This window comes from Paenibacillus sp. 01T47 (assembly GCF_056398245.1).
In genome coordinates this window covers 104,935-119,315 of record NZ_JBFTPA010000008.1, presented here as the reverse complement: position 1 = coordinate 119,315, position 14,381 = coordinate 104,935, and the positions used below count along the sequence as shown (strand labels likewise).

15 protein-coding genes are annotated in these 14,381 nt (G+C 43.9%); all 15 read right to left on the bottom strand.

Translation table 11 applies throughout. The annotated features are described in order from the left end of the window. Positions 1-59: 59 nt before the first annotated feature. Positions 60-383 (bottom strand): DMT family transporter, encoded by a 324-nt coding sequence (locus tag AC1DOV_RS17835; protein WP_076266284.1) that lies wholly within the window; start codon positions 381-383, stop codon positions 60-62. Between the two features lies 1 nt (position 384). Beyond that, on the bottom strand, positions 385-822 hold the full coding sequence (locus AC1DOV_RS17830) for a DMT family transporter (protein ID WP_477512682.1): 438 nt from the start codon (positions 820-822) through the stop codon (positions 385-387). Continuing rightward, the gene (locus tag AC1DOV_RS17825; protein ID WP_477550641.1) at positions 774-1,379 is read right to left on the bottom strand and encodes a TetR/AcrR family transcriptional regulator; all 606 of its coding nucleotides are present in this window, start codon (positions 1,377-1,379) and stop codon (positions 774-776) included. The genes AC1DOV_RS17830 and AC1DOV_RS17825 overlap by 49 nt, the downstream gene beginning before the upstream one ends. A gap of 158 nt (positions 1,380-1,537) precedes the next feature. Further along, entirely contained in the window at positions 1,538-1,975 is a 438-nt protein-coding gene (locus tag AC1DOV_RS17820) for a hypothetical protein (protein ID WP_430056819.1), read from the bottom strand. After that, a complete protein-coding gene (gene hisC / locus AC1DOV_RS17815; RefSeq protein WP_477550640.1) occupies positions 1,975-3,036 on the bottom strand; it encodes a histidinol-phosphate transaminase in 1,062 nt (353 codons plus the stop codon). Before hisC ends, AC1DOV_RS17820 begins: the two co-directional genes overlap by 1 nt. Positions 3,037-3,110: 74 nt before the next feature. Next, positions 3,111-3,563 carry a VanZ family protein gene (locus AC1DOV_RS17810; protein ID WP_430056814.1) on the bottom strand — a complete coding sequence of 151 codons (453 nt, stop codon included), beginning with the start codon at positions 3,561-3,563 and terminating at the stop codon, positions 3,111-3,113. Between the two features lie 3 nt (positions 3,564-3,566). Next, positions 3,567-4,280 carry a metallophosphoesterase family protein gene (locus AC1DOV_RS17805; protein ID WP_339205432.1) on the bottom strand — a complete coding sequence of 238 codons (714 nt, stop codon included), beginning with the start codon at positions 4,278-4,280 and terminating at the stop codon, positions 3,567-3,569. Beyond that, positions 4,277-4,783, bottom strand: coding sequence for a GNAT family N-acetyltransferase (locus AC1DOV_RS17800; RefSeq protein ID WP_076266291.1), 507 nt, complete (start codon positions 4,781-4,783; stop codon positions 4,277-4,279). The genes AC1DOV_RS17805 and AC1DOV_RS17800 overlap by 4 nt, the downstream gene beginning before the upstream one ends. A gap of 152 nt (positions 4,784-4,935) precedes the next feature. Then, the gene (gene mobA, locus AC1DOV_RS17795) at positions 4,936-5,538 is read right to left on the bottom strand and encodes a molybdenum cofactor guanylyltransferase (RefSeq protein WP_477512686.1); all 603 of its coding nucleotides are present in this window, start codon (positions 5,536-5,538) and stop codon (positions 4,936-4,938) included. A 77-nt stretch (positions 5,539-5,615) separates the two neighbouring features. Beyond that, complete coding sequence (locus tag AC1DOV_RS17790) at positions 5,616-7,289, bottom strand: glutamine--tRNA ligase/YqeY domain fusion protein (RefSeq protein WP_076266293.1); 1,674 nt, start codon at positions 7,287-7,289, stop codon at positions 5,616-5,618. A 126-nt stretch (positions 7,290-7,415) separates the two neighbouring features. Next, positions 7,416-8,780: a sodium-dependent transporter gene (locus AC1DOV_RS17785; RefSeq protein ID WP_076266294.1), complete on the bottom strand. Its 1,365-nt coding sequence runs from the start codon at positions 8,778-8,780 to the stop codon at positions 7,416-7,418. Between the two features lie 1,072 nt (positions 8,781-9,852). After that, complete coding sequence (locus AC1DOV_RS17780) at positions 9,853-10,398, bottom strand: glutathione peroxidase (protein ID WP_441874668.1); 546 nt, start codon at positions 10,396-10,398, stop codon at positions 9,853-9,855. Positions 10,399-10,635: 237 nt separating this feature from the next. Further along, on the bottom strand, positions 10,636-11,982 hold the full coding sequence (locus AC1DOV_RS17775; RefSeq protein WP_477550639.1) for a DUF2252 domain-containing protein: 1,347 nt from the start codon (positions 11,980-11,982) through the stop codon (positions 10,636-10,638). A 19-nt stretch (positions 11,983-12,001) separates the two neighbouring features. Further along, positions 12,002-12,484 carry a CcdC family protein gene (locus tag AC1DOV_RS17770; protein ID WP_477512688.1) on the bottom strand — a complete coding sequence of 161 codons (483 nt, stop codon included), beginning with the start codon at positions 12,482-12,484 and terminating at the stop codon, positions 12,002-12,004. 268 nt (positions 12,485-12,752) lie between these two features. Next, complete coding sequence (locus AC1DOV_RS17765) at positions 12,753-13,424, bottom strand: DUF559 domain-containing protein (RefSeq protein ID WP_477550638.1); 672 nt, start codon at positions 13,422-13,424, stop codon at positions 12,753-12,755. Between the last annotated feature and the right edge of the window lie 957 nt (positions 13,425-14,381).

Below are 14,381 nucleotides of genomic sequence, written 5' to 3'. Positions count from 1 at the left end.
TAAAGACCGCACCAAAAAGCTTTACAGCCCTTTTGCACGGTCTCGCTTCAAACTTGATCCTAATGGCCTCCACTTACTACTTTCAGTCCGATAACGCCTGAGATAATCATAGAGAGAAACAACATCTTGCGCCAATTTCTCGACTCTCCAAAAATGACCATACCCAGCACTACGCTGCCTATCGAGCCGATTCCGGTCCATATCCCATATGCCGTACTAATTGGAATCGTCTGTAACGCTTTAGATAAGAAGAAAAAGCTCACGAAACCAGCGCCAATCGCCCCTACCGTTCCCTTCCAGCGTTTAAAGCCATCAGAGAGCTTCATGAAAGTAACGCCGGCGACCTCACCGAAGCCTGATATGATTAAAAATACCCATGCCATTTTATGAACCCACCTTATCTTGTTCTATGTTGGTTACAGCCTTTGGTGCTTTGTCAGGAGCTGGCTTGTCATTTGACACAAGCTTAAGTCCAACTATGCCCCCTACAAGCAATGCGATAAAGAACAAACGCCAAAAATCAGCCGGCTCATTCAGTATAATAATGCCTGCGAGAACAGTGCCTACTGTTCCAATTCCCGTAAACATAGCATAGGCAACGCCAATCTCAATCGTACGCATTGCGCGGGCAAACAGCATAAAGCTTAGGACAAGCAGCACCACTGTTATTATGCTTGGAACAAGCACTGTAAAGCCCTCCGAATATTTGAGGCCAAACGTCCAGCCTACCTCAAGAAACCCCGCTAATAATAAAAAGACCCATTGCATTTTTTTCAATCCTCTCTCGCTGTCATCGTCCAAATCTGCCATAATGATTGCCACACCATTTGCTTCCTTTTCTCAAGCAGCTCTTTTCCATATATTTGATTCTCAACAAGGATGCCATCTACACATACATAAAAGGTAGCAATTAACCGTTCCGTCTCTTCCAGGTTAAACAACCCTTGTGACGCTCCCTTTTCCAGCACGCTAATAATTCCCTTGTTCAGTTCATACTCATAGCGCAATAAATCTTGATTGAGCTGATCGCGCAAATGGCGCGGCGGTACAAGCATCGTTTTCTTCAAGAAAGCTTGACCTGTCGTTAAATGAGTGAGATCGGTAAAAAAAGTAAACAGTCGATGTACTTGCTCCTTAATCGGCGCCTGATCCATATCTTGAAGAAGCTCTATAAACTGATTATGCTCTTCAACAATCATTTCCTGAATGAGCTGCAAGAACAGTTGTTCTTTCGATTTATAATGTGCATATATGGACGGCGTCTTAATGCCCACTGCCTTAGCAATTTCTGACAAGGATGCCCCCTCATAGCCTGATTCTGCAAACATCGTCAGCGCCGCCAGCTTTATTCGTTCCGACGTTGTTAATTCAGCACTCATGTCATTCCCTCCGATCCGCTTTCGTTCCCCTGCCTAACGAACGTTAGTTTTTCACAAATTTTAAAGTGAAATAATCATTTAGTCAAGATGAAAATAACTATCATCAAATAAAGCCATGCATGCTCCCCCTTCATTGGAGATCATACATGGCTTTATTGTTATTGCTTTGAGGCTTGGCTATATTTCTTCCAAAGGGTAGATCCTCCATTAAAGATCATGCCGAGTGTAATGCCAAGCAGCGTAACGATAACGTTCAAAATAAGGCAGTAAACAAGCAGCAGTCCAAAATCGACCGTATTGTCCGAAAGAGGAAGCACTTGGCTTAGTATAAATGCGAGAAGCACGCTAAACGGGATCCAGAACAAAAATATGAAGATCGGAAAGTACCAATGCTGATTTCGAAAAAACTTTACGATCGGCAAAGCGAACGCAATAATCATAATCATGCAAATGATGTAGCTCTGCTCCACAATCCCACTATAATAATAAGCTGTATATAGAAACACATTGCTCACTGCAGCATAGATGGCACTTAAAACTAGTACCAACCGCATCGACCGCCGAAACAACAATTGCTCCTTCGTAACCTCTTCCATTACTCGCCTACGATTTCTTGGAGTGCCCGAATAAAGGCATCCATTTCTTCATCCGTTCCGATGCTCACCCGCAAATATTCATTAATCCGAGGTTGATCGAAATACCGGACCAGCACGCCCTTATCGCGCAGCTGCACAAAAATGTCCTTAGCTGCTATCGTTTTATGCGAAATGAAGACGAAGTTTGCCTTCGAGTCTGTTGCAGCAAAGCCGAGCTCCTTCACCTGCTCCGTTACACGTTCTCGTGTAGCAATGACCTTCTCCGTCGTATCTCGGAAATAAGCGTCATCCTCAAGAGCAGCAATGGCGCCTGCCAAAGCAAGCCGATCCATCGTATAGGAATTAAATGAATTTTTGATTCGATTCAATCCATCAATCAACTCCTCGCTGCCAAAAGCAAAACCAACGCGAAGGCCAGCGAGCGAACGGGATTTCGAGAGTGTTTGAACGACAAGCAAATTCGGATAGTCGTGAATAAGCTCCACTGCTGATTGTCCGCCGAAGTCAATGTAAGCCTCGTCGATGATAACAACCTGATCGGGATTGCTTGCAAGCAATGTACGAATATCATCGAGCGGAAGCAATTGAGCCGTTGGCGCATTTGGGTTTGGTATGATGATACCACCATTGTCCGAATGGAAAGCTTCGACTTGAACGTTAAATTGCTCGTCCAATGCGATAAGCTCTGTTTGCAAGCCATATAACTTCGCATACACCTTATAGAAGCTGTAAGTAATATCAGGGAACAGTACCGTCTTAGCCGGATCAAAAAAAGCTGCGAAAGCAAAAGCTAAAATTTCATCAGAACCGTTGCCCGCAAACACTTGCTCTGCTCGCAATCCGTAATAGGAGGCAGCTGCTTTCACGAGCCCCTCGCAAGTAGGATCAGGATATAGCCGCAGATCAGCATTAGCTGCTCCTTTGATCGCATCAATTACCTTCGGAGATGGCGGGTACGGATTCTCATTCGTATTCAGTTTAATATACGTCTTATCCTTAGGCTGCTCGCCTGGAACATACGGCACCAGTGAAGCAGTGAGCGGACTCCAAAATTTACTCAATGACGTTTCTTCCTTTCGTAATCGATATTTCTATCGCTTCTTTTCAATTATTTTAACATTAAAGGATTTGTTACTTACAGAGTCCGACGAACGACAAGCCTAGTCATCAGCAGTCCAAGCAGCGCGCCAAACGTATTAAGAATAATATCGTCAATGTCGAAGCTGCCCACCCGCGTCAACATTTGAGTAAGCTCAACGGCTGTAATCAACATAATCGTGACCATTGTCAGTCTAAATACTTTCAAGTACTTCTTATTTAATAAGGGCAGGAATATGCCAATCGGTATGAATAAGACAATGTTTCCGAATAAGTTTTTGAACCAAATGTCAGGATTGAAATGATCATAATGGATGATATATTTTTTTATCGTATAAAGCGGTACCAGATTATAGTTATACCCCTCGCCAAAATAACGGCCACGATGAAATAAAAGCCAGCACATGATCAAGGTGTAGAACAAAGCAATTACGGTAATCAACATATTCAGCAGAGAGCTTTTGAATATGGCTTTCGAATACCCGCGCATTCCCTACAATCTCCAAGGGACAGAATACACGTTAAACTCTGCCGCTCCTGTAATCGCTAGTCCGTTAAGCTGATGTCCTGTTGCACATCCTCCGTCAACGCCAATCTTCCCTGCGCCAAACCAAACATCTGGTTTTCCATGAATATCGATGGTTTTTGTATGGCCGAAAATAACCGTTTTGTTTACATTGGTCGGCCTCTCAAGGAATGGTTGTTTTATGTAAAGAAAATCTCTGGCAGGCTGCTCTTTCCAATTCAAGTAATTCGGATTAAGACCCGCATGTACATATATAAAGTGTTCATCCTCATGATAATAGGGCAGGTTGTCCAGAAAAGTCATATGATGCGCGTAACGCTCCTGAACAGCTATTTTGGCTTGATCGATAACATACTCAATCGGACCTTGCTTAATGCCAGCATAGCTCTCTGCGGTTTGCCTGCCGCCATGGCCGGTAAACTTAAGCAGCGCCTGCTCGCTTCGCTCCAGCATAACATCAACGAGCCTCTCGTCGTGATTGCCTTGAATGGCAATTGCTCCATCCTTTTGGACTAAGCCGATGACCTGCTCCACCACTTCTCTGCTTTGCGGACCCCGATCAACGAAATCACCCAGCAGCATAAGCTGATCCTCGCCGGGACAATAATTCATACGTTCAAGCAAATCATTAAAAGGTGTATAACATCCATGAATATCACTAATCACAAGCGTTCGCTTCATATACGCCTCCCCGAGATCACCAGATCTCTTTCTACACCGTCCAGTACCGCTACCTTAGGCAAATGACCCCAAACCTCAAATCCAAACTTGCGAAGCAGAGCGAGGCTCGGCTCATTATGTCCAAATACAAAACCAAGCAGCGTATTTATCCCCAAGCCCGGACTTGCCTCAATCGCTTTCTGAATCAGTACCGTTCCAAGACCAAGCTTGCGGTATTCTTCCGCTATATAAATGCTTATCTCGGCAGTCGCATTGTAAGCCGGCCTGCCATAAAACGATTGGAAACTAAACCAAGCTGCGATTTCCCCTTCAATCGTTAATACCCATAGCGGCCTGAAATCAGGGGAATGGTCATCAAACCACGCTTTTTTGCTAGCTACAGTAGCTGGCTCAAGATCAGCCGTCACCATTCTGCTTGCAATTGTTGAATTATAAATATCAACAATACGCCCCAGATCACTTAGCTGCGCATCGATAATTTCATATTTGAGTTCTTTGGTCATACCTGCCACCTCTTACCCTTCTACTTCTAGATGGATGCTGCTTTAAATAGGCCTATTACAACTTTGACAAATTATATCACATCGCTGAATGTTTAAGCATCTATGCTGCATGGTAGATTCCGTCTAATTCCGCCTATAGAGGGCGAGCTTCTTCAGACCCCTTGTCCCTGCCTATACTTGTTATAATCTTCAGGCGTGTTGAGATTCGTAAAAACAGATACACCATGCTGCTCTAGCAGAGAAACCTCGATGGTTTGAAGCCGGCGCAATAGACCCATGAGACGATAGTCTTGATCCTTTAGCGCTTCTTCTATTTGAATGGCAATGCTAGCATGATAGAGAGCATGAAAAGGCTGGTCAGACGCATGGATTACGTCTACCCCTTTTTCCACATGAGTCATTAGATCAGCAAGCAATCCTTCGGACAACTGCGGCATATCACACGCCATAACAAATACATAACCCTCTGCAATCATGGACAAGCCCGCGTGCATTCCCGATAACGGGCCGCATTTTGAATAATGGTCCGTCACGAAGCTTACCGTCTCTCCTAATTCTTCAAGGCTTTTACGATAAAGCTCTTCACGCTGAGGCGTTCCTACTGAGACAACCACATGCTGCACAAGCTCTGTTAGCTGTTGTACAAGACGATATAGGAGCGGTTTGCCTTCAATAAGCAGCAGCGCTTTGTCGGCTCCCATTCTCGTGCTTAAGCCTCCAGCTAGTATTAAGCCATAAATATCATGCTTCGCCATCTTCTCATCCCCCTCTAAACAGAAAGAAAGCCTGCCGAGCACTCAGGCAAGGCAGGCTTGTATTATTTTTGACGGGTTTACGCCTTGGACGGATCGAACGAGCTCTTTAATGAAACGATTCGGTTGAAGGCAAGCTTCTCACTTGTTGTATCCTTCGGATCTACATTAAAGTAGCCGTGACGGAAAAATTGGAATTTATCGCCGCCGACAGCATCTTTCATATTAGGCTCAACAAAGCCTTGCAATACTTCAAGTGAATTCGGGTTGATGCATTCCATGAAAGGTTTGCCTTCATCTTCCGCTTCGCTCGTAATGAGCGGTTCAAACAAACGGAACTCAGCAGCTATCGCCTGAGAAGCTTCAATCCAATGAATGGTGCCTTTCACTTTACGTTCATTAAAGCCGGATCCGCTCTTCGTCTTCACGTCATAGGTACAGCGCAGCTCAATCACATTGCCCTCTGCATCCTTGATCGCCTCTTGGCATGTAATGAAGTAAGCATGTTTTAGACGCACTTCATTGCCAGGGAACAGACGGAAATATTTGTTCGGAGGATTTTCCATGAAATCATCCTGTTCAATGTATATCTCACGCGAAAACGGAATTTGACGGATTCCCATCTCTTCGTTTTCCGCATTATTTTCGGCATCAAGCAGTTCGGTTTGACCTTCTGGATAGTTTGTAATGACCACTTTAAGCGGACGCAATACAGCCATCGTACGAAGCGCCTTCAGCTTCAAGTCTTCTCTTATAAAATGCTCCAGGTTGCGCTCATCCACTAGGCTGTTGCTTTTCGATACACCGATCTCACGGCAGAAAGCACGCAGCGATTCCGGTGTATAGCCTTTGCGGCGCAAACCGCTGATCGTTGGCATACGCGGATCATCCCAGCCGTCTACTGCCCCTTCATCCACCAATTGCTTCAGCTTGCGCTTGCTCATAACGGTGTTCGTTACGTTCAGGCGGGCAAATTCATATTGATGCGGTGTGGAAGCCATCTCACATTCAGCTATCGTCCAATCATAGAGTGGACGGTGGTCCTCAAATTCCAGCGTACAGATCGAGTGCGTGATGCCTTCAATGGCATCGCTTAGCGGGTGAGCATAGTCATACATCGGATAGATGCACCAAGCATCTCCCGTGCGGTGATGATGCGTATGCGCAATGCGATACAACACAGGATCACGCAATGTGATGTTCGGTGAAGCCATATCAATTTTTGCGCGCAGCACCTTTTCGCCGTCCTTAAATTCGCCTGCGCGCATGCGTGCGAACAAATCAAGGTTTTCCTCTACTGTACGGTTCCGATACGGGCTTTCCTTGCCTGGCTCAGTCAACGTGCCGCGATATTCGCGCATTTGCTCAGCTGTCAGATCACATACATATGCTTTGCCCTTTTGAATAAGAAACACCGCACGATTGTAAAGCTCTTCAAAATAATCGGAAGCAAAGCGAAGGTCGTCCCATTCGAAGCCAAGCCAGCGAACATCCTCTTGGATGGACTCTACATACTCAGTATCTTCTTTTAACGGATTCGTATCGTCAAAACGCAAGTTTGTCTTGCCCTTGAACTCATCAGCCAGCTCAAAGTTCAAGCAAATCGACTTGGCATGTCCAATATGCAAATAGCCATTTGGCTCTGGCGGAAAACGAGTGACGATTTCTTTCACTTGGCCGCTCTTCAAATCTTCGACTACGATGCTTTTTATAAAATTCGAGGATGAGGACTTGTTATCTACTGCATTCTCCATCTGCGACCAACCTTTCCCACGGAAAATATTTATCCTCTTATAATACACAAATTCCCGTCAAATTATAATACTTAGTATGTATATGCCACTTTCAGAGCACGCTCCCGAGCCTAGCAATCCAGCGCACTAGAACGAAATAATGCCGGAAGAATAAAGAAATACGAGCAATACCAGAATAGGCGCCACATAACGCAGCATGAATAACCATACTCGCAGCCACCATGCAGACAAGCCTGACTCCTTAGCTCCGCCTTTCCATACATACCCGACAAATATAGTAACGACTAGTCCGCCAAGCGGCAGAACGATGTTAGTGCATACAAAATCAACCCAGTCAAAAAACGACTTTCCGCCAAACGTAAGCCAAGGTATTTTGTCACCAAGCGATAACGCCGATGGCACCCCAATAACGAAGCAAAGAATGGATAACAAAATAACTGAAAAGCTTCGGCTCCATCCAAATTTCTCACGAACGAAAGCAACCGGCACCTCAAGCAGTGAGATGGTTGAAGTAAGCGACGCAAAGGCGATCATCACGAAGAACAGCCCTCCAAACAGCCACCCTAACGGCATCGCTGAGAATGCTGCAGGCAAGGCTACGAATACGAGACCAGGGCCTTGCGAAGCCTCGAGTCCAAATGCGAAGGTAGTAGGGAAAATAATCAGTCCTGCAAGAAGTGCATAAACAATATTGCCTGTACCTACTGCTGCTGTTGCTAGAGAAAGCGACTGCCGTTTATCCACGTACGCCCCATAAGTAATAATGGTACCCATGCCAAGGGAAAGGGATAGGAAGGCATGGCCAAGCGCTACGAATGCAGACTCCGCTGTCAGCTTGCTAAAGTCAGGCTTTAGAAAAAAGGCTGCGCCTTCGCCGGCTCCATCCAGAAACATTACACGCACACAAAGTACAATGAGCAGTACAAGCAGCCCTGGAATAAAAATTTTATTAACCTTTTCAATACCTGCCGATACACCTCGAATAATGATGAGGCCCGTTAGAAGCAAGACGATGAATTGCCAGAATACCGGCATCCAGCTTCCATTAAGATCACTGAACTGCTGCGCAAAATCATTATTTTCAAACAGCTGCCCTGTAAAAGACAGCATCGCATAATGCAAAGTCCAGCCTGCGACTATCGCATAGAACGACAATATAACGAACGCTCCCAAAATGATAATAACGCCGAAGCCGCTCCACAGCTTATGCGCGCCCAGCCGAGTGAACGATGAGGACGCATTGCCGCGGCCGCCTCGACCTACTGATAGTTCCGCTAGCAGCACCGGCAGTCCTACTAGCAGCATGCATATAAAAAATAGAAGAAAAAAGGCCGCTCCTCCATATTTACCTGTAATATACGGGAACCTCCACATATTGCCGAGTCCGACCGCACTTCCTATTGCCGCCAAAATAAATCCTGAGGACGTAAACCGCTCCCCTGTACCGCTCTCCCCGCTTTGCGAGGCTCCTTCTTGTTTTTGATCCTTCATAAGCCATTCCTCCTGTAGTAATCTAAGCTGTCTGCGACTTATCTATTGCTCCGATGGGTAGTATAACCTTTTTCAAAAAATATATCTGCAAGCGCACGTTCTGAGCCGGTATAGTTTCATTTGAAAAACACACAATCCAACAGGCTGAAATGTGTATTGACGATGGTTACTTTGTGCTTCGCCAATCATCAGAATGGTGGCACGAACGGTATCATAAATCAGCATATTTCACACTTCCTCATTGCCGCTCCGTTTTCACTTCTATTTATTCATTTGATTCTAGTTAACAGGAATAATCAACTTTTATTTTTGCATATATAAACCTTTTTAAACTTCGTATTACTCATGTGCATGTAATGAATAAACCCCTATATAATAAAGAGTTATGTTTAATACGTAAAAATTTTTATCTGAATATGATTGCATATTTACAACTTTAATTGGAGATCAGAAAATGCTCAAATATTGAATTTCAAGATATTTAGGACCATCAAAAAATGGACAGAAACGATTATTCGTTTCTGTCCATTTTCAACTTCTATCTTTTATTAATTTAATAGAGTATAAGTACGATATTTTCATAAGAATTGCAGGATCAAAAGGCACAGTATGAAGTGTATGATGAGCCCAACAATTAACTCTTAAACTGAGGTTAAGCCGCTCACATTTTGCTTATTAGACGGTGTGTGAACGTGTAGTCGCATCCGTTGTTCTCCCAATTAAAAACCCATCTATTGCTCGTTGTTCACTCTATCAAAACCTCAGCAATTACCCGTTGATTTTACGGAATTGCGATAGCATATTGATCAAGCCTCGCACATCTCTTTGTCCGTAATGATCCTACTTTATTCTATATCACTTCTATGAACCATCCGATTCACGCATATAGAAGTAAGCTTTGCATTTACTTCCAAAGGTCGAAGTATAGTCCTTCACATCGAAGAATGTTTGGTTATAAGGAAGCTATTCGCCATTAGACGCCAGTCTTACCTACAAAACGACTAAAACAACCATTAAACGGGCTTTTTTTCGCCCGGAAGCCGCATGTATTTCATTTTTAAGTGAGGGAGCACTATAGCAGCTGCTCGATATTAGCCTTCATATCGGCAGGTTCATCGGTCGATTCGAACCGTTTTACGACATTGCCTTCACGGTCAATTAGAAATTTAGTAAAGTTCCATTTGACTGAGTTGCCTTCGAGGTAATGAGGCAGCTTCTCCGAAAGGAAAGCATTGAGCATTTTACCGCTAGGGTTACTTGTGTCAAAACCTTGGAAAGGCGCATCTTCCGTTAGCTGCTTGAAAAGAGGATGAGCGGTTTCGTCCCGTACATCGGTTTTCTCAAAAAGAGGGAATGTCACTCCGTAGTTCAACTGGCAAAAGCTTTGAACATCAGAGTTTGCACCCGGCTCCTGCTCGCCAAATTGATTACTTGGAAAACCAAGAATCTCAAGACCTTGATCTTTATATTGTTCATATAGTTTTTGCAAATCCGCGTATTGCGGTGTAAAGCCGCATTTGCTTGCTGTGTTGACGACAATTAGCACCTTACCTTTATATTGTTCCATGCTTTGTTGTTTACCATTAATGCTTTGCAGCTCATGTGAGTAAATGCTCATTGTTTGTTGCCTCCTCTAAAATATGTGAGTTATAATAAATTAAATTGTACACAATTTAATTACTACATAGAATACCATGCGAAACAAATGAATGTCAAACCTACAGCCTTTATAGGAAAAGCGAAGCATGGTTCTAAAACAGATAATCCAGTCGCTATATGTAATCACCTACGCTGACCACCGTTTTTTTATAGCTGCTACGCAAAAAAAGACTGCACCGAGGTGCAGTCATATTATTTATAATTGCGATTGCTTCTTTCTACTGCCCAGCCATTCCGTGAACAAAGCATAATCCTGCTCCACTTGATCTGCGTAGGAAAGCGCCCAATTGGCAATTGACGTGCAAAAAGCATCCTCGTCATTGCCCATCGCCTTCACAATCTCAATCTCACTGTGATACGCCAGAATACCTTGCGCTACATCGGCATCCGCCCGCGCATGCATTTTTGCAGTCAGCCTGCCCATGCTCGTCGTAACCGACAGCAAATCTCCAGCCGTATCAAGCGCTTCTAGCTTAAGCCGCTTCTTATATGGTGATCGCTCACGCACATAAAACTGCCGCTCTCCAATGGATAGCCATCCAAGATACGGGTCTGCCTCATGGTGCATCGCTCTCTGAGTCATGGTTACGCGCTGTCCCTGATGCTCAAACATAGACCAAAATGTCTCATCATAAGGCATAAAATAAGCTGGAACCGGAACGCGCACTTCCTTTACCTCAAGCACGATATCGTCCTCGCCTTGTGCATCTTCGCCTGCTTCAATCAGTACATGGTATCTATCGAGCCCAATAGATGCTGTCCCCGAGCCATGCTTCACTGCAATATCCTTTACCTGAAAATGACGCAATTCCTCTGAGTCATCGGCTTTGACAGTATCTAAATACATCGGCCATGCTTGCAATAAAGCTTCACGTTCCTCGTTTGTCGGAGATACAATTTCATCTGTCGTTGCAAACTGCCTATGCTCCTGTACGAGCGCCGTAACCTTTTCAAGGAAGTGCTGATCCTTGCGTTTTTGCAGTTTTTTGAGCAGCTTCTTGACGGGACCTTCCGCACGTTCAATATCAATCACGTAAGTGCCGGGATCATCCTTGCCTTTTGCGAATCGGCGCATCTGCTTGGAATAGGCCTGCAGATAAGCTTCAACCGCGCTAATCTGATTAGCATGGGTTTGTCCTTTAAGCCTGCCGACGAGCGCTATACTTACCGACATTCGCATCAAATCATACAAATATGAGCCCAGATAACCTTCGTCAAAATCATTTACATCATAGACGAGCGTACCTTGCTCATTGCGGAAAGCACCAAAGTTCTCAAAGTGCAGATCGCCCTGAACCCAAGTGGGACGCTCCTCTGGCGTGTGATAAGGAAACCAAATTCGTGATGCGTCAAAATAAAACAAATAAGCGCTGCCGCGAAAAAAAGAAAATGGCGTTTCCGACATTTTAAGATACTTTTCTTCACGTTTACCGCGCTCAAGCTTCATTATTTTTTGATCAAATTCTTGAAAAATCGCAGATAGTGTCCGTCTTCTAAGTTTGCTCTGGGTCAGCTTCACTCGTTCTGTCAGCTTCGAATCCATACATTCTCCCCCATTCAACTTACATTTCTACTTTTTGCAGTCTCATATAATCACTAATCATAGCCAAGCGCCATGGTAGAATCATGCCAAAAGCGAGCAAATAGAAAACCGCCCCGGTTTGCGGAATCGACATATATTGCTCTACGACACTATGTAGAGAAAGCCTGATTATGAACAGCGTCAGCATAATAAAAACAAACGCCTTAGATCGTCTTACATAGATTTCCGACTTCACGCGTTCCAAACGGGTCGTGACGATTAATGGGAAAGCAAAGATCAGCATGCCGGTCAAAAAAGCGGCTAACCCCCAAAACCATGGAATATGCGTCTGGGAAAAGGCAAACATGACGAAGCCTGTTGCCATGCCTAACGGCGGTATGATGATTTTTCGCAATGAGGTCGGCCGTTTACCAGCGCGCATACGCAGGACAATAAGTGTAAGACCGGCCAGAGCTGATATGACGATGGAACCAACTTGAATCACTTGCGTTGACAGCAGCACCGCTAATTACCCCCGTTTTCATGGTGTGGATGCCCTATTTTTATAATCGCGAAAATGCTCTTAATCCTTTACAAGGCAGCAATAAATTACTCTTTATTCCATCGTACTTCAAAACCATAAACATCGCAAACATACGCTATTTTTTTAAACCTGTGATCGTCTATGGAGGCTTTTCCTCTTGTTTGAAAAGTTCCTTGTTATCATCTAGCTTCATGTTAGCTGCGATGTAAGAAAGAAGCTGAAGCCGGTCGCAATAATGATTGAAACATTAATCTAGAAAATTAAGAAAGTCATGAGCGAGCTCATATCCTACGACTCGTTGTCGATTGCCACGATAAAGAGGGATAAGCCCTCCTTTTGAGCATAACTTTTTCAATAAATTTACTGCTGTTTTATGATCAATACCAAAATGACGCTCCACATCCTTTGGCCTGATTAAACGAGCCTGTTGAACTGCAAGCCATATAATTTCTTTCTCTGCTAGTTGAATTCGTGTTATTGGTGCTCGCCTAGCCTGGTACCTGCTCATCACCATTTTGAGCATGGTCATACATATCTCAGGGTTTTTCTCAACATCATCATAAGCGAAAGAGATGACCGGGTATCCCATCGCATGCAAAAAGGTTTCGCGGTTTAGTTCATGGCAATATTTTTGTCGATCCATGTCTCTAACATGAGATGCAAATCCTTTGATCTCAATAATGAGCTTTACGGTACCGGAAAACCAAGCAAAATCTGCAAAATAGGATCTGCCGCGCCAATCCAACACTTCATACTCAGGATGCAGGTTTCGAAAATCTCCACACAAAGGCCACCAGACATTACACAAAAATTTGGATTCCGCATGTCCATGCCCTCTTTCCAGCCTTCCGCGACGTTCCCCTGACCTTTTATCTACATGGTATTGAATAAATGAGCGATGCGCCTCCTCATAAGTCACCTTCAATCATCCCCTCTGGAAAATAGAAAACGTCCCGTCACCACTCTAGAGTGAGTGGTAACGGGACGTTCTTCGTCTCTTGTCTTTGATTATAAGGCATCTGGAATCATAAGAATAGTGTTGTTCTTGCATTCTTTTTAGCGTTATATCAAACTTATCCGTTGCCTGAAAGTCCAACCTTATCCACCTCATATAAACGATCAGTTGGCATGAAACGCAACTAAATTGCTTCCTCAACTTGTCTCCTCAAAAGAAAAGTAACTTTGCTGGAATATGTACCGCTATTTCACCCTTTTTTACGGAAAATAATAATTTAACAGGAATTTCTCCTGTTAATTCAGTCCATCTCAGCGGAATTTGCTAATATCCAATAAATTAGCGGGAGGCTTTCCTGCTAAATGACTAAAATCAACCGAATTAGTAAAATTAGATGGAGGTTTTCCTGTTAGTGTTAATTGATGTTGAGTGATTTGGTTAAAATGAACGTATCCTTCGCCTAAGAAATGTAACTTACTTGCCTCCTCAAAGAAAAGTAGCTTAACTGGAATTTCTACCGCTAATTCACACTTTTTTACGGAAAATATTAATTTAAGAGGAATTTCTCCTGTTAATACTGTCCATCTCAGCTGAATTTGCTAATATCCAACAAATTAACGGGAGATATTCCTTCTAAGTGAGTGAAATCAGCTGGATTAGCATAATTAGCCGGAGGTTTTCCTGTTAGTGTTAGTTGATATTGAAAGAATTAGTTAGTTTGTTTGGTGGGTTCGTGGGTTCGTGGGTTCGTGGGTTCGTGGGTTCGTGGGTTCGTGGGTTCGTGGGTTCGTGGGTTCGTGGTTCGTCGATACGTCGGTTCAATAGTTCGTAGATTGTTGAGTAGAGTACTGGGTGGTTAAAAGTTTCTTCATTCTTGGTTAAATCGTTCGTCTTGAACGGGTTATCTTTTAAAGTTTGGTT